Source organism: Gemmatimonadota bacterium (assembly GCA_016720805.1).
Classification (GTDB): domain Bacteria; phylum Gemmatimonadota; class Gemmatimonadetes; order Gemmatimonadales; family GWC2-71-9; genus Palsa-1233.
On the sequence record JADKJZ010000014.1, the window covers coordinates 663539 to 687502 of the forward strand.

Genomic DNA, 23964 nt, shown 5'->3' on the forward strand with positions numbered 1-23964 from the left:
ACCTCAGCGTCCGAAGGAGGGAAACTGCACCACGGATTCGTGGCCACCAGGTCCGACGGCGGCCACGCCAAAGAGAAAGTCGTCGATGATCACGTTCTCGAGCGTCACTTGGGTGCTGCCGGCCGGCACCCAGCGCCAGTTGGTCCACTGCGGTGCGGTCGTGTCGCGCCAGTACACTTTGTAGCCCAGCGGTGCCGCGCCCGGCGCCGCGGTCCACGAGACCGTGGTCGAGGCCGAGACCGCGCCGCGGAGCCGCACGGCGCTTGGTGGGGCGGGCGCCCAGGCGAGCGCCGCGAGCACGATGGCGTTGACGCCCGTCATCTTCGCGACATAGGGGAAGTTGACCCCCGCGACGACGTCCCCATACACGCGGCCGTTCTCCGTCCGCAGGTCCTGGTGCTGCCGGTCGTAGTGCTCGTGGCTTTCCATGATCCGAACGCCCGGCATCCCGAGGTCGTTGAACGGCCGATGATGCCCGCCACGCGAGAAGCGGTCGAGTCGGTAGATGAGCCGTGGCTGCATCTCCGGCATCGTGGCGCGGACGACGCGTTCGACGTATCGCGCCAGCTGACGCGAGATCCCGTCGACCTCGCCGCCACTGGTGCGCCGCGCCTTCCGCTCGGCCTCGGTCTCCGTCGGCGGCGTCGGTTCCGAGAAGATCCGGAAGGAGCGGTTGTCGATCTCGCCGTTGATCCCCTCGATGTTGCCGATCATGTCGTTGTTCAGCACCGCCTCGACGGTCCAGGCGGAGTCGACGAATTCCTTCGCGAGCTGCTGCCCGCCCCACAGCCCCTGCTCCTCGCCGCTGAGCCCGGCGTAGATGATCGTCTTGCCGAAGCGATAGCGCGTGAGCAGGCGCGCGGCCTCGACCGTGCCGGCGAGGCCGCTGGCGTTGTCGTTCGCGCCCGGCGCGTCCTTCACGCCGTCGCTGCCGTTGCTGTTCCGCGAGTCGATGTCGCCCGACATCATCACGACGCGCGCCGGCGTCGCCGTGCCGCGCTGGATCGCCACGACATTCACCACGTCGACATCCGGCGTGGCGCGTGTGCCGGTGCCGCTCCCCTTCACGGTGCTCCGCGTGTAACGGACCTCGAGGCACCCCCCGCACGCCTTGCTGATCTGCTGGAATTCGGCATACAGCCAGCGTCGCGCTGCGCCGATCCCGCGGGTCGTGGAGATGGTGTCGCTGAAGGTGCTGCGTGTCCCGAAGCCGGCGAGCCGTCGGACATCAGCTTCGATCCGTGTCGCGGAGGGGGCGTGGGCGATCGAGTCGAGGCGGGGATCAAAGGCCGGCGGAACGCCTTGGGCGGCAAGCGGTGCGGCAACCAGTCGTGCCGCAACCACGGCACCGAGCAGGGAAACACGAAGCATGTCGGGGGTCCGTCGGGTGGAGGAGAGAGTGCGGAAAGTAACTCCCCCGGACGCCGCGCGTGAGATGCCGGGGCGGCGCGACGTTTCACTCTGTGTGTCGACTGGGGCGCTGCGCGTCCCCCCCTCCAATATCGCGAATGACTCCCGCCCTGCGCCCTGGTGCCCTGACAAGGATGGAATCATGAAACGCCCTGCGGCTCGGCTGATCGTGCCGGCCCCGGCGGCCGACGAGCCGGAACCGAAGCAGACGGGGTCAGCGGATCGGGCGCCCGATCTGGTGCTCTACGCCTCCAGTGACGCCTCACGTCCCGGCCCGCGATTCGTCGCACCGACGGCGCGCACCACCTGGCTGGAGCGGTGGTGGAAACGACTCATGGCCCCGACCCGCCGGCGGCGTTAGCCGAAGAGCCCGAGCCGAGCACCAGGGGTGAAGTCGGGAAAGACGGAGGCGAGGTCGGTGGTGCCGAGGTGCCCGGTGAGTACCTCGCTGAAGAGCGCGCGGAAATCGGTGGTGACGGCCAGGTCGCGCCCCTCATGACGCGCCTCGGGCGCGAGTCCCGGCCACCGCCCGAGCACCTGTTTCCCGCGGACCCCGCCGCCGATCACCATCATCGCCGTCCCGTGCCCGTGGTCAGTGCCGCCGGTCCCGTTTTCCTTCACCGTGCGGCCGAACTCGCTCATCGTGAGCACCACCACGTCGCGCATCCGGTCGCCGAGATCGGTGGTGAACGCGGCGAGTGCCCCGCCGAATTCGTCGAGCCGCGTCGCCAGCTGGCCCTGCCCACTCCCCTGATTCACGTGCGTGTCCCACCCACCGACATCCACGAACGCAATCTGCATCCCGAGGTCGGCACGGATCAGCTGCGCCACCTGCTGGAGCGCGGTCGCCAGCTTCCCGCGGCCATACACCGCACCGTTGGCCGGCGGCAGCGCGGTCGGGTTGGCGCTCTTGAGCATCTTGATCGCCTCGAACCCTTCGGCCGAGGACGACGCGACCAGCCCGGTCGCGGCACCGTCGTAGAGCGATTCAAACGCCCGGGTCAATCGCTCGTTGCCTTCGCTCCGCGCGGTGCGCACGCCGAAGGCGCGCAGGTCGTCGATGGCCAGGGCCGGGGCACTGCCTGCCAGCATCCGGGGAAGCTGCGGGCCGAAGGCGACGGCACGGAACGGTGTCTCGGCGTGCTCCCGGGCATGCTCGCAATAGCGATTGGCCCATCCGGAGGTCGTCGACTTCCGGTCGGGCGTGCCACTCTCCATGTAGTCCTGTGCGTCGAAATGCGATCGGGTGGTGGAGGGTGAGCCGACGGCGTGGACGATTGCCATCGATCCCTGATCCCACAAAGGCTTGAGCGGCGCCAGCCGTGGATGCAGCGCAAACATCCCGTCGAGGGTCACGAGTTCCGACTTCGGGAGCGCAATCCGCTCGCGCTCGCGCCAGTACCAGGGGTCGCCGGCCGGGACGATCATCGAGAGTCCATCAACGGCCCCGCGCTGGAAGAGGCAGACCAGCGTCTTCCCGCTCGGCACGCCGCCGAGCTGCTGGCGCAGCGCGTAGGCGGCCCGATCGACGAAGAGCGGGTCGGCACCAAGCGAGACCAGGGCGAGTCCACCCGCCTTCATGAACGCGCGTCGAGAGATCGTCATCATTGCCTCTGGAATTCAGGGCCGCCCAGCGCGAGGCCAACGGCCATCGCACGCGCGGCACGCGGATCGGTGATGTCGGCAAGCTCGCGACGGATCGCGATCCGGGTGCGTTCGGACATGGCGCCCCCGAGGATGGCCCGGTTGACGGCGTTCAGGAGTGCCTCGTGATCGGCGGTGACTGGCACCAGCTGATCGAGCTGGACGGTCACGCCGGGGAGTCGGTTCGAGGCCAGCGCGACCGCGGCATTCATCCGCGCCAACAGGGCACCGCTGTTCACCCAGTCGGCCGAGGCCTCGGGATAGCCATTCGGGGTGACCATGTTGAAGAGCGGCTGGCCGAGCCGTTGCAGCTGCGACGCCAGCCGCGGGGTCGCATCGGGGGCACCGCCGACGGCACGCACGGCGCTCGCCACGAACTCCAGCGGAGTCTTCGTCTTCGATTGCACGTTGGTCAACGCCCAGAAGTCCGGCGAGTGGACGATCGCGCGCATCACCGTCCGGATGTCGCCGTCGCTCTGCCGCCAGGCGCGCACCGCGTCATCGATGCATCCATCGGGCGGCACATCCGCGACGAAGCGCGCGCAGAGCTTGGCACTCAGGTGATGCATCGTGGCCGGGTGGGTGGCCAGCATGGCCAGCAGGGCGCGCCCTTCGTCTTCGCCGTGGCCTGCGGGGAAGGTGCGCCCGAGGACGACCTTCTCCCCGCGATCGTGCGCCTGCGCAAGAAACTGGAAGCGGTGATCGCCCCGGCGATCGATCGTCCAACCGGTCAGGATGCGCGCGACGTTGATCACATCCTGCTGGGTGTAGCCCCCGTCGACGCCGAGGGTGTGCAGCTCGAGCAGTTCGCGGGCGTAGTTCTCGTTGAGCCCCCGCGGCATCCGGGCCTTGAGCTGCTCGGCCCTCGCCGGGTCCATCGCCTGCGGGCGTGTGCCGGGGCGTCCGGTGGCCCGCCTCGGCATCTGCCCAGGACGTTGCGGCTGACGAGCGGCGCGCGTGGCCATCGTCGCGACCGCAGAATTGTCCGCGACACTCTGGACGTTGTCGAGGTAGAACAGCATCGCCGGTGAGGTGGCCGTCGCGACCAGCAACTCCTCGAATCGTCCCAGGGCGTGTCCGCGAATGGTTCGTTCGAGGTAGTCGGCGAAGTACGCGCGGTCGAAGCCCTTGGCGATGTAGACATTGAAGTGGTTGAGCCAGAAGTCGGCGAGGACTTCGGCGAGCTGCCGATCTGAGACCACGGCGCGCGCCAACGTCACGCTCTGCAACTCTCCCAGCAACTCGCGGAGGTCGCGCTTCCCGCCGCCATCGGCCTGCCGCTTCTGCACCTGCAGGGTGCGGAGCGTCCCGGAATCCGCGCCCTGCGCTTGCGCCTTGAGCGCCTTGGCCAGCTGGTCGGTGTGCATCGCGACCATCGCCGACATCGGGGTCCGCAGGACCTCGTAGGGGCGCTCCCAGGCCTCGAGGGCCGGGTCACGGAGGTCGCGGACCGCCAGCTGGCGATCGACCCAGCGCATGACCCCCTCCTGAACCACGGCTTCAACTTGGCCGGGGGTCGGGCCGTATCCGAGACGATTCAAGGCGTGTCGCGCCGAGTCGGCGGGGGTCAGCTGACTTTGGGCACCGAGGGGCGCCGCGGCAAGCAGGGCGACGATGCAGAGAGAGGATGGGGTTCGCATACGTGGTGGACGCTCCTTCGCGGTGGCTGTTAACCTCCGGGTGGCCTCCGCTGCTTGACCAGCCCAGATTACTCGCCCGCACGGGCTCCGGCCCCCACCTGATTCTGGAGATACCCCGCATTGGCCCGTGCCTTCCCCCGTGGTCCCCGTCGTGTCGTGATGCCGATCCTGTTCGCCGTGGTCGGTGGATGCAGTCGAATCGGGTTGAACCTCCCCTCCGACGCCCCTGACCCGATTGCCGCTGGTCGCTCCGTCAAGCCGGCGTTCGGCTGGATCACCACCCGCGTCGGGCCCGGTGCCGAGCGCGCACCCGACGGGTCGATCGCGCTTGAGGCGGTCCGGTACGATGGCCGGGCGGTGTGGCAGCAGGTGCGCCGCTGGAAGGAGCCGGCGGGCGAGCATGCGGACTCGATCATTCTCGAGCGGTCCACGCTCCGGCCCATCGTCACCACCCGGATGACGCCCAAGGGGACCTGGACGGTACGGTACAATCTGCGTTCCGTCGATCGTCGCTTCACACCGGCCAAGGGTCGCGGGGGGTGGCACCACGCCGAGATCGTGGAGAACGCGCCCTACTCGGCGCTGGGCATCGAACTGGTCATTGCCGCCTTGCCGCTGACCGAGGGGTGGAAGGGCATTCTGCCGGTCGTGGTGGACACCGCCGACCATGGCTGGAGCTGGCTGCGCTTCGAGGTGATGCGCGAGATGAGCCTGACCGAGAAGCCGAACTGGGTGACCAAGAGCTCGTGGGTGGTTGACTACACCCTCAACGGCGAACAGACCCGCCTGTGGATTGCCCAGGAGGGTCGGTCGGTTCGTCGGATCGAGAAGATCGGTCCGGACAATGAGGTCCTGCACTCGATGCGCCGCGTGCTGCTCGGGCAGTAGCCCCACCACGCAGCACGCGGCGCATCGCGCTCACGGCACCTGACCGGCCTTGGTTGGCTTGCGGGACTTCAGGTGCTCCTCCATCCCCAGCCGCGGGACGCCGTTCACGTACCAATCCGGCGGCGTCTTCCCCATCAGCTTCGCATCGAAGAACTCGTCCATCCGGCGAGCGTAGTCCTTCATGTTCGCCGGCTTGGCGAGGCCATGGTTCTCGCCCGGGTAGGAGAGCATCAGCACTTCCTTCCCGAGCTCCCGCAGCGTGTTGTAGTAGGTCACGCCCTGGTTGAAGTCGACGGCGCCATCCTTGTCGTTGTGCAGGATGATCAGCGGCGTCTTCACCTTGTCGGCGAAGCGATTCGGCGAGTTGCGGACGTAGGCGTCCATGTTCTCGAGGAAGTTTCCCTTGAAGCGGCCCTGGCTGCTCTCGAAGATCGGCTGATTGGCGCTGCCGGAATTCCAGTACACCGAGCTGTACATCGAGATCATGTCGGTGAGGGGGGCGCCGGCGATGGCCGCCTTGAAGAGGTCGGTCTGGGTGACGAGGAAGGCGGTCTGGTAGCCGCCCCACGAGTGCCCCTGCAGGCCGACCTTGTCGATGTCCACGATGCCGGTGGCCGCCGCGGCCTTCACGGCCGGGATCACCGACCAGACGGCGCTCATGCCGGGGTTGTTGATCTCGTAGGTGATGTCGGGCATCAGCACCGCGTAGCCGCGCGCGGTGTAGTTCGACGGATTCAGGGCCCGCGTCTCGTTGGGGGCGGAGTACTGGTGCAGCCCCTGCGACAGCTTCTCGTAGATGTACACCAGCGTCGGGTACTTCTTGCCCGGCTCGTAGCCGGCGGGCAGGAAGAGCGCGGCCTGCAGCTTGACGCCGTGATCCGAGACGTAATCCACCAGCCGCGCGCCCGCGCTCCAGGCGTACTCCTTCTGCTGCGGATTGATGTCGGTCATCCGCTTCGGTGCGACGAACGTCGGGCCGGCGAGATACCAGTCGGGGAAGTCGCGGAAGGTGCCCTTCGAGAAGGCAAACATGTCGGCGTCACGCGCGCGGGTGACGCGGACCGCCGCGTCTTCCCACAGGAGCGGGGTGGCACCCGGCTTGGCCGGGTCGACCTTCGTCAGGCCTTCCTTCTTGGTCCACTCGCCATAGGTGCCGATCAGCATCGGCTTCGTGAGGTCGAGGCCGCGCTGCCGCGGGTTGCTCACCAACACCTGGCGGTAGCGGATGCCATCCTTCTTGCCGTTGCCGGTGAGGTTGACGGCGGAACCGCCGCGAACCGGGAAACGCCAGATGTCCCAGCCGTCGGTGAGCAGCAGCGTCAGGCCGTCAACCGACCATCCCACCGGGAAGCGCGGCGGCTTGACGACATTGTGATCGTCCTCGTCGTTCCAGAACGTCGTGGCGACGCCGGCCGTCAGGTTGCGGCTTGCCCCGCCGGCGAATTCCTGCACGAAATAGTGTCCGTCGTCCATGTACGCGAAACGCTGCCCGTCGGGCGACGTCATCAGGGATGCCGTGCTCGCCGTGGTCACCTTGCGGCGTGCCCCGGTGGCGAGGTCGATGACATAGGCGTCGCGCTTCCGCACGCCCGACAGATTGGCGTCGAGTTCGTACGCGCGGTCATCGTATCCGACCGCCCACCGATCCATCGGCGCGGCGGTCACCGTCTTCATGTCGTCGGTTGCGAGTTGCAGGAAGCGCTGGTCGGCCATCCGATAGAGCGAGAGGTAGCTGTACGCCTTGTCGGCACTCTCCTGCACCTTCTGTTGCGGCTGCAGGCGGGCGTCCTTGCCGTGCCAGATCTCCACGTTCGGCTTCTCGTCGTCTTCCCACTCGGCGCCCTTCGCCTTGGGCGGGTTCACGGCCCGAATGCCGAGATAGAGGCCATCGAACGTCTGCGTCCAGCGCGGCGCGCGGTCCCCGGCAATCTTCATCCTGGCCGGAAAGCCGGTGGCCGCACTCGGCTCGTACACCGTGCGCGTCGGACCGGCCGCCGTGAAATTCTTCCACGCGACGACTGCGAACAACGTGTCCGTCGCCGCGCTGTCTGGCATGCCACGAAGCACCGCCAGCGCGAGGCCGCTGTCGGCCCACGTCAACCGGCGATACAGCCCCTTGCTGTTGTCGGCAGCGCGCACCACGTCGGTCTTCATGTTGCGGAGCTGCACGCCGTTCCCGACGCGGCTCGGCGTCTCGACCGTATACGCCAGCCACTCGCCGCTCCAGTCGAAACCGAATTCACCGACATCGGCCACGGTGAGCGACGTGTTGTGGACAAGGTCGTGGAGGATGATGGCCGACGAGGCGCTCGCGGCGGGGGCCGCCGGTGGCGCGCCGGGCGCGGCGGCGGCAGGCGTCGGCGCATCACTGGCGGCCTGCAGCGCGACCCACGACGGCTTCTCGCCGGCGAAGACGATCCGACGGACCTTCTCCACCTCGCGCTTTTCGCCGGTGGTCAGGTTGAGCAACATCGCCGTCGCCTGCACCGGCTTGCGGTCCTTCTTCAGTTTCTTGCTGTCCTTGAAGGTCGGCCACGACAGCCAGGCGGCCCACTTCGCGTCACCCGACAGCGTCAACTGACTCGCCTGCGACCCGTCGCCGACGGGAAAGCGGTATTCCTGCGTCGTCCCGGTCGAGCGGATGACCACCTCGGCATCGCCCTCGGCGGGCGCGACGGTGTACGCGAACCAGGTACCGTCGTTGGAGAGCGCGCTGCCGCGCATCGACTTCCACCCGTTCATCGCCTCGGTGGTCAGAGGCTTCAGGGCGGTCGGCGCGGCGACCTGTTGTGCGCTGATCACCGCGCTCGGGAGCAAGACCAGGGCGGCAGCAAACCGGACGAAACGAGGCAACATCAAGGACCTCCAGGTGAGAGCGAACGGCGAACGGCGAACGGCGAACGGCGAGAAGCGAGAAGCGAGAAGCGAGAAGCGAGAAGCGAGAAGCGCGCAGTGTTGATTACTGGTGACTGGAAACCAGGCATCGGCCACCGTTCACCGTTCACCGTTCACCGTTCACCCCTGACCCCTCACTCGCATAGTGACACGCCACCTCCCGATCCCCGATCACCCGGAGCATCGGTCGGTCGGTGGTGCAGCGCGCATCCCGCAGCGGATGAAAGCAGCGGGGCGCGAAGGGACAGCCCGGTGGCGGCGCGGAGGGCGATGGCGGCTCGCCCTCGAGGACGATGCGCTGACGTCCGGTGGTGGGGTCCGGGTCCGGGACGGCCGAGACCAGCGCCTGCGTGTAGGGATGGCGCGGTGCGCCGATGACGGCGCGCGACGGACCGATCTCGACGATCGTCCCGAGGTACATCACCGCGACCCGATGCGCGACCTGACGAACCACGGCCAGGTCGTGCGCGATGAAGAGGTAGGCCAGGCCGCGCCGCTCGCGCAGTTCAAGCAACAGGTTGATCACCTGCGCCTGGACCGAGACGTCGAGCGCGGAGACCGGTTCGTCGCAGACGATGAAGCGTGGCTCGACGGCGAGGGCCCGCGCGATTCCGATGCGCTGGCGCTGGCCGCCGGAAAATTCGTGCGGATAGCGGTCGGCGTAGGAGCGGTCAAGGCCGACTTCGGCCAGGAGGTCGGCCACGCGGCCCGCCATCGCCACCGGCGGGACCAGCCGATGGATGATCATCCCCTCGGCGATCGAGTCGCCGATGGTGCGCCGCGGATTCAGCGAGCCGAACGGATCTTGAAAGACGATCTGCATCCGTTGACGCAAGGCGCGGAGGGCCGAGGCATCGAGACTCGCGAGGTCGGCGCCTTCGAAGCGGACGGTGCCGGCGGTCGGTGGCTCGAGCCGAAGCACCGCCCGGCCCACCGTGCTCTTGCCGCTGCCGGATTCGCCAACGAGTCCGAGGGTCTCGCCGGCGGCAATGGTGAACGAGACGCCGTCGACGGCTTGCACCGGGGGGCGTGCCGCCGAGAAGAATCCACCGCCGCCCGGGTAGTGCTTGACGAGCTGCTGCACCTCGACGAGCGGGGCCGTCATGGCGTCGCACCCTGCGCGACCCAGCAGGCCGCGAGATGGCGGTCGGCGATGGGCGCGAGTGGCGGCCGCTCCGCAGCACATTGAGGAATCGCGACCGGACAGCGCGGGTGGAAGCGGCAGCCCTCGGGCCACTGGTCTGGTGGTGGAACGGTCCCGGCAATCGGCACCAGGCGGTCGCCGTCGCCGGTGAGTCGCGGGATCGAGGCGAAGAGGCCGCGCGTGTAGGGGTGCGCCGGCGCAGCGAAGAGGGGTGTGGTCTCCGCGGCCTCGACGATCCTCCCGCCGTACATCACCAGGACCCGGTCGGCGCGCCCCGCCACGATGCCGAGGTCGTGCGTGATCAGCAGCACCGCGAGACCGCGTTCCTGGCGCAGGCGGTCGAGCAATTCGAGGATCTGGGCCTGCACCGTTACGTCAAGCGCGGTGGTCGGTTCATCGGCGATGAGCAGCGATGGCTCGCCTGCGAGCGCCATGGCGATCATCACCCGTTGCCGCATGCCGCCGCTCAGCTGATGGGGATAGGCATCGACGCGCTCCTCCGGATCGGCGATGCCGACCTCGGCGAGCAGCGCGATCGCCCGACGGCGAACCTCGGCGGCCGCTACCGCGTGATGGGCGGTGATCGCCTCGCCGATTTGTGCACCGACCCGCATCACCGGATTGAGCGACGCCATCGGGTCCTGAAAGACCATCGCAATGCGCCGGCCACGCCAGGGACGCATCGCCGATTCGCCGAGGGTCGCGAGTTCCTCGCCCTCCATCCGGATCGATGTTCCCGCACCGAGCCTGGCGTTCTCGGGGAGCAGTCGGGGAATCGCGAGACCGGTGAGACTCTTGCCGCAGCCCGACTCCCCCACGAGCGCCACCAACTCGCCGCGGCGGATCTCGAACGAGACGTCATCGACGGGCACGAGCGGCGTGGTGCCGTCGCGCGGGAAGGAGATCCGGAGGTCGCGTACCTCAAGGAGGGGCGTCATCGGTGGTCGGGATTGAGGGAGCGGCGCAGGGCGTCACCGAGCAATGTGGCGGTGGCGGTGGCGAGGACCAAGGCGATGCCCGGGGCGAGCAGGAGCCAGGGTGCCGCGCCGAGGTGGTCGCGCGCTTCGAGCAACATCCCGCCCCAGGACGCCTCTGGCGGGCGGATCCCCAGGCCGAGGAAGGAGAGCCCCGCCTCGAGCAGGATGGCGTCCGCGGTGCCGAGCGTCGCGGCAACAAGCAGCGGCGGGAGCGCGCCAGGGAGAATCTCGTGGAGGGCGATGCGCGCGGGCGGCGCGCCCAGGGCCCGGGCCGCATCGACGAACGGCGTCTGTCGAAGACGCAGCGTCTCGCCGCGAACCAGCCGGGCCAGGCTCGGCCAGCCGGTGAGACCGAGCACCAGGGCGAAGAGCGGCAGCGGGAGCGTGCCGACGGCGGCGAGCAGCACCAGCAGCACCACGACGCGTGGCAAGGCGAGACCGATATCGATCAATCGTCGCAGCATGCCACCCACGAGCGGCCCCGAGACGCCGGCCGCCACGCCGATCAACATGCCGAGGAGCGCCGAAACGCTCACCGCGATCGATGCGACCGTCAACGAGGCGCGGGCACCATGCGCCAACCGCGCGAAGACGTCGCGCGAGAATTGATCGGTGCCGAGCCAGTGCGCCGCCGACGGCGCCGCGAGTGATCCGGTGGCGAGTGCCGGCTGCGCATTCGGGTCGGGGGCCAGCAACGGTCCGACCACCGCCAGCGAGAGCAAGGCGGCGAGCAAGGCGAGGCTGAGGCGGGGGCGCGGCGTCATGGCGTGCGTTGCGCCGGGTTGACGAGGCGATAGAGCAGGTCCGCCAGCAGCGAGCCGACCTGCACCATCACCACGATCAGGAGGCCGGTGCCGATCACGACCGGCAGGTCCCGCTGCGAGGTGCTGGTCGCAATCAGCGAGCCGAGGCCCGGCCAGCCGAACAGCGCCTCGACGAAGACCGCGCCGGCGACGAGCATCGGGAGCCAGAGCCCCATGAGGGTGACGATCGGCGTGAGGGCCGGACGCCAGACATGGTGCAGCGCCAGCCGCCAGCCCGCCATTCCGCGTGCGCGGGCGGCGCGGACCCAGGGTTGCTCGACGCTCGCCAGCGCCGCCGCGCGCTGCTGTCGAAGCGGCACCGCCACGGTCGCGATCACCATCGTCAGCAACGGCAGCGCCAGGTGCCTGCACCGGTCGAGCCACACCGCCGCCAGGCCGGCGTCGGGGGCGAGCAGCGGATCGCCGTACCCCGCCGGCGGGAGCCAGGTGCGCTGCACGGCGAACAGCCACACCAGCAGCATCCCGATCACGAACGATGGTAGCGCATAGCCGACCAGCGTGATGGCACCGAGCAGTTGGGCACGGCGCGTGGCCGGATGCAGTGCGCTCCAGAGGCCGAGCGAGAGGCCGATGGTAAAGGTGGCGAGCAGCGTGAGGGTCCCGAGCAGTAGCGTCGGAATGAGCCGCTCCGCGATCATCGCGGCGACCGGGCGCTGGGTCGCGAGCGAGATGCCGAGGTCGCCGCGGAGCAGCCGGGCGAGGGTCACGCCGATCGCCTCGAGCGGGGAGCGATTCGTGCCCCATGCCGCCTCGAGTGCGGCGCGCTGGGCGGCGTCGATCGGATGGTCACCGATCAGTGCGGTCAGTGGATCGCCGGGGAGGAGCTGCACGAGCGCGACCAGCGCCGCGGCCGCGAGGAGCGTCGTCACCAGCGCGTCGATGCTGCGGCGGAGCAGCCAGCCGGTCACGTCAGCGATCGCGCGGGAGCGCGGCGTCGGGGCGGACGCGCCATTGCCACAGGGAGAGCCAGCTCTTGGCGGGCCAGAGCTGCACGTTGGCGTAGCGCGTATGCACGGCGACCTGGTTGAGCGGGGCCGCGAGGATGATGGCGGGGACCTCGATCGCCATCCGGGCAAAGGCCGCGCGATACGAGGCAACCGGATCCGGGGACGTCTCGGCGTTGGCCAGCAAGCGGTCGAAGGTGGGATCGCACCAGCGGATGGTGTTGAGGGACGTCGGTTCGCGCGCGGCGGCGCAGGACCAGCGTTGGGTCAGGGAGGACGGCGTGACGTCCTGATTGGCGGCGTCGATGGTCAGGTCGAATCTGCCGGCGAGCATTCGCTCGGTGAAGGCCGTCCGTTCGATCCGGTCGAGCACCACCTCGATGCCTACAGCGCGCCACATCGCCTGCGCCTGGAGCGCGAGACTGTGCCGCGCACCGCTCGTGTTCGGGTAGATCAGCTGCAACCGGAGCGGCATGCCATTCCGTTCCACGATGCCGTCGCCGTTGGTGTCGCGCCAGCCGGCCTCGGTGAGCAGCGCCCTCGCCCGCGCGACATTCTGCGGCGTGCCGACGAGGCCGCCTGCGGTCACCCATGCCCACAGCTGCGATTGTGCGGCGTCCGGGACGCCGGTTCCCGGCCCGAAGACGCCGGTCGCCATCGTCCGCCGGTCGAGCGCGAGCCGCAGGGCCTCGCGGACGCGGCGATCCGCGAGCATGGGGTGGGGGGCGTCGGTCCCCGGCCTGCGCTGGTTGATGCCGACCCAGAGGAGCAGGTTGTGGGAGATGTTCAGGAGCGCGAGGGAGGGCACCGCGCGGATCTTCGGCACGTCGGGCGCCTGGACGTCGCCCATGACGTCCGTTTCGCCGGCGAGCAGAAGATTGGTCCGCGCCGTCGCATCCGGCGCGATCCGCAGGACCACGCGCGCGATCGTCGGGGCGCCGAGAAAGAACGTCGGATCGGCGCGAAGTTCCACGAACTGCCCGGGCACCCGCCGCAGGTAGCGGTACGGCCCGTTGCCGATCGGCCCGGCCGCAAAGTCGCTGCGCGCGATGGCCGTCGGCGCGATCCCCTCGAGGAGGTGCGCGGGGAGCGGCTGCATGTTGAATGCGAAGAGGTAGAGCTGCTCGGCGAACGGACGCTTGAAGCGCACGCGGACCTTGCCGGTTCCCATTGCGTCAACGGAGGCGACCGGCTCCATCATGATCCGCCCTTTGCCAACCACCGGATCCATCATCAGTTGCCAGGTGAAGACGACATCCCGCGCCGTGACCGGGGTGCCATCCTGCCAACGCGCCCGTGGGTCGAGCTCGAAGACCAGCGTGCGCGGATCGATCCGCTGCCACTGGCGGGCGAGCATCGGTGTCATCGCACGATCGCCGGCGGTGCGAAAGGTCGGTCCGAGGATCGCGAGTCGGAGGAAGAGCTGATCGGCGAGATCGGTGTCCGCGGTGCGGTCGGTGATCGCGGGGAGCGGGAGCGTGGGATCTTCCCCGATGGCGAAGACGACGGTGCCCGGCACCTGGGCCGGGAGTGGCGCGCGCCCGAGCGCGCCGAGCAGCAGCAACAGGTGGAGCACGGTGCGACGACGCATCGGCAGAACCTCGTGTCAGGCGGGCAGGGCAGGGGTCAGCGGCGCCAGGTCCAGGCTGGACTGCGGTACCGCAGATGCTTCACGGTGGCCTCTTCGGCCCACGCCGTCAACTCGTCGGGTGCATGCTCGGCGCCGTCATCACGCCAGTCGCGCAGCAGGGCCATCGCGAGAATCGGCACCGGCGGGAGGTCGGCGATCGGCGAAGGGACCGGCTCGCCTCGCGCGTCGATCCGGAAACGGTCCAACGGCGGCAGGCGGTCGGCCCGGGCGACGGCGCCGTGCTGGAGCAGCGCCGAACCCTGCACGACTTGGGCCGAGCCGATGACCTTCCGCGCACCATGCATGATTTCCCCGCCGACGGCGACGTCGAAGCAGGCTCCCGCCTCGAGGCCGGGGATGGTGGTCGGTGCCGGGGCCAGGGTGGCCGCCAGGCCGATTGCGCTGAGACGTGCGGCAAATCGCTCGTGGATGGTCTTGTAGGCCTCCTTGAGGCCGCCAAAGCCCGCCAGTGGCCCGGTGACCGCGTAGGTGAGATCGTCGGGGGCATGCCAAACCGCTCGGCCCCCGGTCGGCCGCCGGACGCAGGGAATCCCTTCTCGCTCCAGCCGATCGCGGTCCCAACTGCGCGATGCGGCTTCGTTGGCTCCGAAGGAGATGGATGGCAGGTCCCATCGGTAGAGCCGGAGTATCGTGGTCCCGTCGCGCTCGGCCCGGTCGAGCAACGCGTGGTCCAGGGCCATCTGTTGCCAGGCGGGGCGGGGGGTCAGGTCGGACCAGACAAAACGGGTCATGACATTACGGCATCCCAGACGGCTCGGGTCCGTGCCATGAGCGTGGCACGGTCGGCGTCGTTATCGATGATCCAGGTGGCAAGTGCCCGTTTGGCGGCGGCGGGCATCTGCGCGGCAATGAGGCGGTCGGCGTCGAGCGGCGAGAGGCGCCGGGCGTTGATGAGCCGCCGGCGACGCTCGCCAGCCGGGGCATCGACGAGGATTACCCCGTCGTAGGCCGCCGGATCCGCCGATTCGAAGAGCAGGGGGATGTCAGCGACGAAGACTGCCGCTCCGGCGGCGGCCGCGGCCTCCTGCGCCGCGAGGCGCCGTGCCTCGACGGCGGGATGCACGATCGCCTCGAGTGCCGCCCGTTCGGCGGGATCGGCGAGGATGCGGTCGCGCAACGCGACGCGATCGAGGCCGCCGTCGGCGCGGACCACGCCGCGGCCGAAGTGCGCGACGATCGCGGCGAAGACGCCGCTGCCGGGACGCTGCAGAACACGGACCGCCTCGTCGGCATCAAAGAGCACCGCGCCCCAACTGCGCAGCAGCTGGGCGACGGTGGACTTGCCGGCGGCGATGTTGCCCGTGAGCGCGATGCGACGCATCACAGCAGCGGCACCTGGTCCTCGTCGCGGCGGGGGACCTGGAAACAGCGACGGCAGCGGGCCTCGTAACTGTCGGCCCCACCGACCATCACGATCGGGGAGTTCCAGCTGGCCGGACGGCCGTTCACGAGCCGTTGGTTCCGACAGGCCAGGTCGCCGCAGACGACGCAAATGGCCTGCAATTTGGTGACATCCTCGGCGATGGCCATCAGGTGGCCCATCATCCCGAAGGGCTCGCCGCGGAAGTCGGTGTCGGTCCCGGCGAGGATCACCTGGACCCCGCGCTCGGCCAGATGGGTGGCGACTTCGACAATCCCGGCGTCGAGGAATTGGGCCTCGTCCACGGCCACGACGTCGACCTCGGCGGGATCGCCGGTCAGCCGGAGAATCTCGTCGGAACGGTCTACTGGCGCGGCTTCGCAGGTGATGCCGGTGTGGGACGACACCTTGAACAGCCCCTCGTAGCGCTGGTCGAGATGGGACTTGAAGACGCGGACACGACGGCGCGCGATGAGGGCCCGGCGGACCCGCCGGATGAGCTCCTCGCTCTTGCCGCTGAACATGACGCCGGCAACGACTTCGAGGCGTCCGGACCGATGGTGGAGAGTCATGGGCGGTTCGTCAAGGGGGTTGATCCGGCAAATCCTTTGCCGGTGCGGGATCTGGCGGGAAGGAGCCGGGAAGGCCGCGCATCTTGCGGAGTTTCGCGCACGGCTCCCATATTCTCGCCCGTCGGGCCACTCCGGCCCGCGGCAGGATCCCATCCGTTTCCACTCTGCAAGGAGTCTTCTATGAACAAGATGGAGCTCATCGAGGCGGTCGCGAAGGCCCTCGACACCTCGAAGGCGCACGCTGGCGAAATCGTCGACCTCTTCTTCTCGACCGAAGGGCTGATCGCGAAGGAACTGAAGAAGGGCGGCGCCGTGGCGCTGACCGGCTTCGGCAGCTTCGAAGTTCGCAAGCGGGCCGCGCGTGAAGGCCGCAATCCGCAGACTGGCGCCACGATCAAGATCAAGGCCTCGAAGGTTCCGGCGTTCCGTCCGGGCAAGGGCCTCAAGGATCTCGTCAACAAGGCCAAGTAAGCACGCAGCACGGTTCGTCGCTGTGACGTCGGACTACGGGCCGCCCCGCTGGGCGGCCCGTCGCCGTTTCAGCTCCTCGGCTTGAACGGCGGGCGCCCGCCGCCGCTGCCGCCGCGCGGCCCGCCGAAGCCCCCCCCACCACCGCCGCGCGCGCCACCGGTCGGCGCCGACGGTCCCCGATCGACGCGCGCCGACAACTTCCGCTTCCGCACCGTCAGCCCCACCAGCTTGAGCGCGACGCGCTCCGCCTCCGACTGCGGCACTTCCACCAAGGTGAACGCATCGCGCAGATCGACGCGGCCGATCAACGACCGATCGAGGCCGACCTCGCGCGCCAGCACCGCGACGATGTCACCCACGGTGGCCTCGTCCTTCTTGCCGACGCCGATCCAGACCCTCGTGGTGTGGACCCCGCCGACGGCGGTCTGGGTCGATACCGGTGCGGCGTCGGCCGGCCGCTTGGCCCGCACGTCGTCCTGCCAAAGGCGGAAGAGGGCGGCCGCGACATGCTGCGGCTCGTAGCGCTCGAAGAGCGGGCCGAGGGCGTAGAGTGCGGCGGCATCGACCCCGTCCGCCATCCGCGCCACGATGTCGGAACGGTGCGCGGCGTCACGCTGCAGGAGGGAGGTGGTCGCCGACTCGGTGATGACCGGGCGGCGGGTTGCCGCGAGGCGCGCCGTGTGGACCTCGGTGCCCGGCGGCACCAGGAGTGTCACTTCGCCCGCAGTGGCCAGGAGGCGCAGCTCAGCGAGCGTCGGGGGGTCGTAGCAGATCACGCTGCCGCTGTCCGGCAGGGTGCGGGCGCAGAGGGTGACATCGTCGGCCAGGCCACCGAGCGCCGCCGTCAGCAGGGCGTGGTCGCGGCGATCGACGGTCCAGATGCTCACCCGATGCGGGTCGGTCGCCTCAAGCAAGGCGGCGACGGCCGCGGCACGACCGGCCCACGGCGTGGGCAGCGTTCGGATGGCGGCCACCGGGGCCTGGTCGGCGTCTTCGGCCGGCACGCCGAAGACGGCGGCACGGCGCGCATAGCGCTCGACCAGGTCGGCGCTGCGCCCCGCATCCGCCGTCAAGACGATTCGCTGGGCATCCTTGGGGAGGTCCTGCAGCAACACCAACAGCGCCTCGTCGGAGTCCCATCCCTCGGGCCAGGCGAGCACGACGGCGGAGATCCGGTCGGTGACCAGCGCCGAGCGGGTATGCAAGGCGAGCGCGGTCTCGGGCGAGGCGATCAGCACGTCGAGGGCGTCTGCCTTGAGCCGCCTGGCGGCGCGGGCGGGTCCGCGTGCCGCCTCGATGCGGACGCCGGCCCCACCAGCGACTGCAGAGAAGGTGGCACCCCATTCCGCCACCAGGGCCGGCGCGCTCAGCACGAGCACGCGCCCGCCCTGGTCCTGCGCCGCACTTGCGAGGGCGGCGGCCACGGGGGCCGCCCAGGCCGGCGAAGGTGGCATCACCGCCACCACGCTCGTTCCCCGGAGGATCGGGGGCATCAGCTCCCGAACCGACGCGTCGTCGGCCTGCCAGCCCAATTGCTCCATGCCAGCCGCCACGGCCGACGCCACCTGCCACTCCGCCAAATCCGTCACCGGTGCCTCGATTGTCAATCGTCCCATGCTGCGCCATTTGAACGTGTCGAAGGTAGTCCGGCCCCCGCGAGTGGCCAAGCCGCGGCCCCCGCTGGTGGGGGGGCGCGGCGGGCGGGTAACTTACCGATTCCCCGCACCCGAACTCCTCGACCCGGACCCGTTGATGCGCTTCGTGCCTTCCGCCAATCTCGCCCACCTGAAGGCTTCCGAGACCGTTGCCATCAGCAACGAAGCGAAGCGCCGGAAGGCCGCGGGCGAGGACGTCCTCGACCTCGGGGTGGGCGAGCCGGACTTCAACACGCCGGCACTGGTCGCGCAGGCGGGGATCGACGCGATTCAGGCGGGGAAGACGCGGTATCCACCGAACGTCGGCACGATCGAGCTGCGTCGTGCGATCGCGGGGGCGTTGTCGCGGATGAGCGCCGGTCGCACCGTCGACCCCGAGCGGTTGGTGGTCAGCAACGGCTCCAAGCAGTCGCTCTTCAACACCTGCTTCACCCTCTTCGGCCCGGGCGACGAGGTGCTGATCCCCTCGCCGGCGTGGGTCTCGTATCCGCAGATCGTGCACTTGTGTCGGGCAACACCGGTGATGGTGCCAGGCGACCCCGAGTGGGGCCTCAAGGTCGCGGTGTCGGACCTCGAGAAGTTCCGCACGCCGAAGACCCGTGGCCTGATTCTCTGCTCACCGTGCAACCCGACCGGCGCGGTTTACACTGGCGCCGAGTTGCGGGCGATTGCCGCGTGGGCCGGCGACCACGGCATCTGGCTCATCAGCGACGAGATCTACCGGCGGATCAACTACGGGGCCGGGCCGGCGGCGTCGCTCTTCGATCTCGACGATGCCACCCTCGATCGGTGCGTGGTGATCTACGGTGCCTCGAAGGCCTACGCGATGACGGGCTGGCGCATCGGCGCGGCGTACGCGCCGGTCGAGGTCGCCAAGGCGATGGCCGCGTTGCAGACGCACATGACGACCGGCGCCAATCATCCCGCGATGTGGGCGGCGACCACCGCCTTCGCCTCGGCCGAAGTGGACCAGGAGGTCGATCGCATGGTCGCGGCCTTCCGCCGTCGGCGGGACTACCTCGTGGCGCGCTTCACCGACCGACTCCCCGGTGTCGAATTCGTCGAGCCGCATGGGGCGTTCTACCTCTTCTTCCGCGTCGACGGTCTCGCCCCCGGGCTGACCGGGACGCGATTCTGCGAGCGGGTCATGCAGGAGGAGGGCGTCGCGCTGGTCCCTGGCGCCGCATTCGGCGACGATCGCTGGGCGCGCCTCTCGTATTCCGTCTCCGATGCCGAGCTCGAGAGTGCGTGTGATCGCATCGAGCGACTGGTCGCGCGCCTGGCGGCCGAGCAACCGGCGATCGCCTGATGGCACTCGAGGTGCACGTCCTCACGCTCCCAGGGGAGCTGCCCTCCCTCGACTGGCATTGGGAGAGCGAGACCGACATCCTCGGTGGCGCCTTCGTCGTGCCGGGGTCGGGTGGCGGCTACACCGGCACGGTCGAGTTGAACGACGAGGATGGCTCGATCGTCGTGATCGACGTGGCCGGCGGCGTGGTCTGCGGCATGGATGTCGTCGTGTGGCCGGAGATCACCAACCTCCCGGGACTCGCGGCCCCGGTCGAGGCCCGGCTCGGACAAGTGGTGATCCCGTCGCGCGCCGCACGCCGAGGCGCCGCCGCGCTCGAGTTCGACACCACGATTTCGGTCTCGGCCGATCCGGCGGAGCGCACCTTCCACGTCCGCATCGGCACGCGGCGACCGGTTGAACCGATTCGCATCGCCGATGCGTTCGTGGTCGAGGTGGACGCGGCACAGCGGCTCGCCGGTTTCTGGCTCGAGGCGGTTCCCCCGCTGCCCGACTCCGCCTGAGCGCGCGTCGTCGCGCCGACCGATGCCCGGAAGTCCTTTCACGCCGCTGCGCCGCCGGCTCGCCCTGGCCGGAGGCCGCCCCGCCGACCTCCCCGCCGAGGCGGCGCAAGGGCGTCGCGACCAGGCCGGCTACCGACCGAGTCGACTCCTCGACGGGACCCTGGCGCATCACCCGATTGGCGAACCCGTCCCGTGGCAGGAGCCAGTCGCCTTTCTCGATGGCACCCAGCATGTCGAACTGGTCGGCTACGTCGGGACCATGCCCGTGGTCGCGGCGGTGGTCCGTGCCGCGGTGCGCCACCGCGAGGCGCGCCGAACCCACCTCGCGGTGCAATCTGTTCGCCGGATGGTCATCAGTCGGGCCGAAGCATTCGTGGCGTTGGGCGATGCGCTCGCCGGGCACGACGTGTTCACCCTCGAGGGAGAGGAGACGCCGCATCCGATCCGCGATCTGGAGCGTGCCCATGCCGTGGTGGACCGGACCCGCGGGGCGCTGGAGCTCTCCGTGGCGCGCGCCTTCCGCGCGATCGCCGCGGAGACCTGGCTGCTCGTCGACGGCACCCTCACCGTCAGCCCGGAGTGGAGCAGTGATCCCCGGATGCTCGGCATCGTGAAGAGCCACGCCGTGCTCCCCTTCGAGGGGGAGGCGCTCGAGCAGTATCTCACGCTGCCGGTGGGGCATCGGACATCGCTCTTCCAGCCCGGCTCTCGCGAGGTGGCACCCGTGTACGCCTGGGGGCTGCGGCTGCACGCCTTCGCCGGGCGCGATCTCTTTCACGGGCTGGTGCGCATCGAGGCCGCGGCGACCGAGACGACGCGGCAGACCGTCGACACCCTCTCCCGGCACCTGCTCGCCGAGCGGGCGCCGCTGGCGGCCGATCCGCGTGCCGATCGCCTGCTCTATGGCATCCACGACGTCGAGCGCTTCTTGCGCGCCCAGGGTGGCTGAGATGAGCCTGCTCGGCCGGGTGGTCGCGACCGAACTGCGGCCCAGCACGCCGCATCAATTCCATTTCTGGACCGCGGCCGACGCCGTGCTCGGCATCGGCGCGATCGTCCGGGTCGAGGGCGACGGGCGCGTGGTCTTCGGTGTGGTGACCGAGGGCTTCGCGTATGCGGACCTTGCCCGGCCGCTCGACGCCGTGATTGGTGCCGATGGCGATCCGGCGCAGGCGGGGCGGGAGCCGACGCTTCGCGCCGAGATCCGGCTCTGGAGTGCCGCGGTGCTGCGTCAACTTCCCGAGGAACCGATGCAGCCGGTTCCCTTCGGCGCCGTCACCGCTGCGAGCGACGCCGATGTGCAGGTGGCGCTCCGCATGGACGCGTACGTGCGCGAGGGCGCATCGACCGGCATCCCCGTCGGGGTCTACACCGGTGGTGGACTCTCCGCGCCGGTCTTCCTCGACGCCGACTTCCTGCTCGGCCCGGAAGCGGCGCACCTCAACATCACCGGCGTGTCCGGCCTGGCGACCAAGACGAGCGCGGTCAACTTCCTGTTGACCTCGCTCTTCGAGACCTTCCCGGCCAGCAAGGGCAGCGTCGCTGCCATCTGCTTCAACGTGAAGGGGCCGGACCTCTGCTTCCTCGATCAGCCCGCGCCGCTCGGCGAGGCCGACCTCGCGCTCTATCATCGCCTCGGGCTGCACCCCGCGCCATTCACCGACGTGACCGTCTTCGCCCCGTACAAGGCTGACGGCGTCAACCTCAACACCCTGCGCAGCAACCCCTCGATCACCGATCGCGTGGAGCCGCTGGTGTGGGGGCTCCGCGAGGTGCTCGACTACGCCGAGGTGCTGCTGAATCGCGATGATGTCGACGCGAAGGCGGGTGCCTTCATCGATTTCCTCGCCGAGCGGGTCGTCGGGCGAAAGTTCGAGGCCGAAGAGTTGCGCGGTGCGCCGTTCGAGGTGATGACCTTCGCGGACCTCGACGAATTCTTCCGCTCGATCTTTGATTTTCTCGAGGTGAAGTCGCGCGGCAGCGAGGTCTGGCGCACGCACCACGCGGCCACCATCCGCAAGGTGCGCAATCGCCTCGGCAACATTGCCACGCGTTCGAAAGGCCTCGTCACCGACGACGGCCCCGCGAATGACCTGCCGTGGGGCGCCTTCCGCGATCGCTCGGTGACGGTCGTCGACGTCGCGGGCGTCGACCCGCTCGCGCAGGATCTCGTCTTCGCGCGGGTCATCTCGAAGCTGCGCGAACACCTCGAGCGCCGCGATCTCGGTGTCGATCATGTCGTCGTCTTCGTCGACGAGCTCAACAAGTACGCACCGATCGACGGCCCCGAGACGTACGTCAAGAAGATGTTGCTGGACCTCTCCGAACGCGGGCCGCTACCTCGGCCTGGTGCTCTTCTCTGCACAACAGTTCCGCTCGCAGGTGTTGCGCCGCGTCACCGGCAACGCCGGGACCACCGTCTATGGGCGCATGGACAGCGATGAACTGGCGCTGCCCGGCTATGCCACCTTCTCGCCGGCCGTGAAGGCGAAGCTCGCGGCCCTCTCGAAGGGAGAACTGCTGGTGCGCCATCCGCACTTCACGCAGCCGGTCTTCGTGCGCTTTCCGCGCCCGGCGTCGCTGTCGGGGCGTGAGGGGATCGAACGATTCCCGCCGGCGGCCGACCTCCCGTTCGCCGATGCCGTGATCCAGCGATTGCGGGCGCTCGACCCCGTGATCGGCGGCGACGCCGTCCGGTCGGCGATCGAGGGCCGCCCGGAACACGAGGTGCGCCGCGCCCTCGGCGCGACCACGCAGCGCCGACCGGACGACGTCCTCTCGTTCTTCCGTGGTTGCCTGCGCCGCAGCATCGCGTCCGAGTCGACCGCGCCTCCGCGTGGCGTCACCCCGCTGGCGCGTGACGACGCCGACCCCTTCTCTCCCTACTGATCGATGCGGATCGCCCACGTCGCGGATCTGCACCTCGGTGCCCGGCAGTACCACCGGCTGACGGCGCGTGGGCGCAATCAGCGCGAGGTCGACGTCGGCACGGCGTTCGTGCGCGCGGTGGACGCGATCCTCGCCGAGCGGCCGGACGTGGTCCTGGTCGCGGGCGATCTCTTCCATGCCGTCCGACCGAGCAATTCCGCGATTCTGCTGGCCTACCAGCAGTTCGCCCGGCTGCGGCGCGGTCTCCCCGACGCGCCGGTGATCGTGATCGCCGGCAACCACGACACCCCGCGGTCCTCTGACACCGTCTCGATCTTCGGGCTGTTGCACGAATTGGGCGTCCACGTGGCACACGACGCCGCCCGTCGATTCGATTTCCCGGCACTGGACCTGTCGGTGCTCGCGGTGCCCCACGCCGCACTCTTCGAAGTGCCGCGCCCGGCGCTGGAGCCGGCCGGTGACGCGCGCCACCAGGTGCTGATGACGCACGGCGAGGTTCCCGGACTCTTCGGGACGCTCGACCGCTCGATGGCCGAGGCGGGGGGCGCGCATCTCGACGACGCGGATCTGACCCGCAGCGGCTGGTCGTACGTGGCGCTGGGACACTACCACGTCCAGCACGAGGTGCATCCGCGTGTCTGGTACAGCGGCTCGCTCGACTACGTCTCGCCCAATCCGTGGGGGGAACTGCGCGTCGAAGCGGAGGAGAAGATCAGCGGCAAGGGATGGCTGCTCGTCGATCTGGTGCAGGGCACCGTGGCGCGGCGGCCCATCGAGGCGCCCCGGCGCATTCTCGATCTGCGCGCCATCGAGGCGAAGGATCGCACCGCCGCGGAGGTCGACGCGATGATCGCGGCGGCGGTCGCGGCGATTCCAGGCGGCCTCGCCGATGCCGTGGTGCGTCTGGTCGTGCGCGATGTGGAACGGGTCGTGGCACGCGAACTCGACCACGCCCCGATCCGGGGGTGGAAGGCGGCGGCGCTGCACTTTCAACTCGACCTGCGCCGTCCGCTTCCGGCCGATCGGCGCGAGGAGTCGGGGGCGCCGGGTCGGCGGCAGACCCTCCCCGAACTGCTGGAGTCGTACCTCGCGCACCGTCCACTCCCGGCCAGTGTCGATCGGTCGAAGTTCGTCGCGGAAGGACTCGCCCTCCTTGAGGCCGCCGAACAGGCGGCGGCGGAGGGCTGA

General features: G+C 69.6%; 22 protein-coding genes. 9 read left to right on the forward strand and 13 right to left on the reverse strand.

The window, feature by feature from the left end; genetic code table 11:
* Positions 1-3: 3 nt before the first annotated feature.
* Positions 4-1371, reverse strand: a complete 1368-nt coding sequence (locus IPP98_13260) for a M28 family metallopeptidase (GenBank protein MBL0180070.1) — start codon at positions 1369-1371, stop codon at positions 4-6.
* Between the two features lie 181 nt (positions 1372-1552).
* On the opposite strand from IPP98_13260, the gene IPP98_13265 reads away from it, so the two are divergent.
* Positions 1553-1771, forward strand: a complete 219-nt coding sequence (locus tag IPP98_13265; GenBank protein MBL0180071.1) for a hypothetical protein — start codon at positions 1553-1555, stop codon at positions 1769-1771.
* On the opposite strand, the gene IPP98_13270 is transcribed toward IPP98_13265, so the two are convergent.
* Both IPP98_13270 and IPP98_13275 read right to left on the reverse strand, forming a co-directional pair.
* Entirely contained in the window at positions 1768-3015 is a 1248-nt protein-coding gene (locus IPP98_13270) for a DUF1501 domain-containing protein (protein ID MBL0180072.1), read from the reverse strand. The two genes, IPP98_13265 and IPP98_13270, sit on opposite strands and share 4 nt — an antisense overlap.
* On the reverse strand, positions 3015-4595 hold the full coding sequence (locus IPP98_13275) for a DUF1800 domain-containing protein (protein MBL0180073.1): 1581 nt from the start codon (positions 4593-4595) through the stop codon (positions 3015-3017). The genes IPP98_13270 and IPP98_13275 overlap by 1 nt, the downstream gene beginning before the upstream one ends.
* Before the next feature lie 258 nt (positions 4596-4853).
* Between IPP98_13275 and IPP98_13280 the strand changes: the two genes are divergently transcribed.
* The gene (locus IPP98_13280; GenBank protein ID MBL0180074.1) at positions 4854-5582 is read left to right on the forward strand and encodes a hypothetical protein; all 729 of its coding nucleotides are present in this window, start codon (positions 4854-4856) and stop codon (positions 5580-5582) included.
* Between the two features lie 30 nt (positions 5583-5612).
* Here IPP98_13280 and IPP98_13285 read toward each other — a convergent pair whose 3' ends face one another.
* From IPP98_13285 to IPP98_13325, 9 genes are all read right to left on the reverse strand, one after another.
* Positions 5613-8438, reverse strand: coding sequence for a S9 family peptidase (locus IPP98_13285; protein ID MBL0180075.1), 2826 nt, complete (start codon positions 8436-8438; stop codon positions 5613-5615).
* 145 nt (positions 8439-8583) lie between these two features.
* Positions 8584-9582, reverse strand: coding sequence for an ATP-binding cassette domain-containing protein (locus IPP98_13290; GenBank protein ID MBL0180076.1), 999 nt, complete (start codon positions 9580-9582; stop codon positions 8584-8586).
* Positions 9579-10559 carry an ABC transporter ATP-binding protein gene (locus IPP98_13295; protein ID MBL0180077.1) on the reverse strand — a complete coding sequence of 327 codons (981 nt, stop codon included), beginning with the start codon at positions 10557-10559 and terminating at the stop codon, positions 9579-9581. The genes IPP98_13290 and IPP98_13295 overlap by 4 nt, the downstream gene beginning before the upstream one ends.
* Positions 10556-11362, reverse strand: coding sequence for an ABC transporter permease (locus IPP98_13300; protein ID MBL0180078.1), 807 nt, complete (start codon positions 11360-11362; stop codon positions 10556-10558). The genes IPP98_13295 and IPP98_13300 overlap by 4 nt, the downstream gene beginning before the upstream one ends.
* Positions 11359-12330: an ABC transporter permease gene (locus IPP98_13305; GenBank protein ID MBL0180079.1), complete on the reverse strand. Its 972-nt coding sequence runs from the start codon at positions 12328-12330 to the stop codon at positions 11359-11361. Before IPP98_13305 ends, IPP98_13300 begins: the two co-directional genes overlap by 4 nt.
* 1 nt (position 12331) lies before the next feature.
* Positions 12332-13957 carry a peptide ABC transporter substrate-binding protein gene (locus IPP98_13310; protein MBL0180080.1) on the reverse strand — a complete coding sequence of 542 codons (1626 nt, stop codon included), beginning with the start codon at positions 13955-13957 and terminating at the stop codon, positions 12332-12334.
* A 35-nt stretch (positions 13958-13992) separates the two neighbouring features.
* Positions 13993-14748 (reverse strand): lipoate--protein ligase family protein, encoded by a 756-nt coding sequence (locus IPP98_13315; GenBank protein MBL0180081.1) that lies wholly within the window; start codon positions 14746-14748, stop codon positions 13993-13995.
* Positions 14745-15329 carry a dephospho-CoA kinase gene (locus tag IPP98_13320; protein ID MBL0180082.1) on the reverse strand — a complete coding sequence of 195 codons (585 nt, stop codon included), beginning with the start codon at positions 15327-15329 and terminating at the stop codon, positions 14745-14747. The genes IPP98_13315 and IPP98_13320 overlap by 4 nt, the downstream gene beginning before the upstream one ends.
* Positions 15330-15337: 8 nt before the next feature.
* The gene (locus IPP98_13325; GenBank protein MBL0180083.1) at positions 15338-15949 is read right to left on the reverse strand and encodes a thymidine kinase; all 612 of its coding nucleotides are present in this window, start codon (positions 15947-15949) and stop codon (positions 15338-15340) included.
* A 180-nt stretch (positions 15950-16129) separates the two neighbouring features.
* Between IPP98_13325 and IPP98_13330 the strand changes: the two genes are divergently transcribed.
* Positions 16130-16420: an HU family DNA-binding protein gene (locus IPP98_13330; protein MBL0180084.1), complete on the forward strand. Its 291-nt coding sequence runs from the start codon at positions 16130-16132 to the stop codon at positions 16418-16420.
* Positions 16421-16488: 68 nt separating this feature from the next.
* On the opposite strand, the gene IPP98_13335 is transcribed toward IPP98_13330, so the two are convergent.
* Positions 16489-18036: a DbpA RNA binding domain-containing protein gene (locus IPP98_13335; protein ID MBL0180085.1), complete on the reverse strand. Its 1548-nt coding sequence runs from the start codon at positions 18034-18036 to the stop codon at positions 16489-16491.
* A gap of 136 nt (positions 18037-18172) precedes the next feature.
* Here IPP98_13335 and IPP98_13340 point away from each other — a divergent pair, with 136 nt between their 5' ends.
* The 6 genes from IPP98_13340 to IPP98_13365 are packed head-to-tail and all read left to right on the forward strand — an operon-like array spanning position 18173 to position 23964.
* The gene (locus IPP98_13340) at positions 18173-19384 is read left to right on the forward strand and encodes a pyridoxal phosphate-dependent aminotransferase (protein MBL0180086.1); all 1212 of its coding nucleotides are present in this window, start codon (positions 18173-18175) and stop codon (positions 19382-19384) included.
* Positions 19384-19887 (forward strand): hypothetical protein, encoded by a 504-nt coding sequence (locus IPP98_13345; GenBank protein MBL0180087.1) that lies wholly within the window; start codon positions 19384-19386, stop codon positions 19885-19887. The genes IPP98_13340 and IPP98_13345 overlap by 1 nt, the downstream gene beginning before the upstream one ends.
* A 22-nt stretch (positions 19888-19909) precedes the next feature.
* On the forward strand, positions 19910-20836 hold the full coding sequence (locus IPP98_13350) for a hypothetical protein (protein MBL0180088.1): 927 nt from the start codon (positions 19910-19912) through the stop codon (positions 20834-20836).
* A gap of 1 nt (position 20837) precedes the next feature.
* A complete protein-coding gene (locus IPP98_13355) occupies positions 20838-22331 on the forward strand; it encodes a hypothetical protein (protein ID MBL0180089.1) in 1494 nt (497 codons plus the stop codon).
* Positions 22237-22776, forward strand: a complete 540-nt coding sequence (locus IPP98_13360) for a hypothetical protein (GenBank protein ID MBL0180090.1) — start codon at positions 22237-22239, stop codon at positions 22774-22776. The genes IPP98_13355 and IPP98_13360 overlap by 95 nt, the downstream gene beginning before the upstream one ends.
* A gap of 3 nt (positions 22777-22779) precedes the next feature.
* Positions 22780-23964, forward strand: coding sequence for an exonuclease SbcCD subunit D (locus tag IPP98_13365; protein ID MBL0180091.1), 1185 nt, complete (start codon positions 22780-22782; stop codon positions 23962-23964).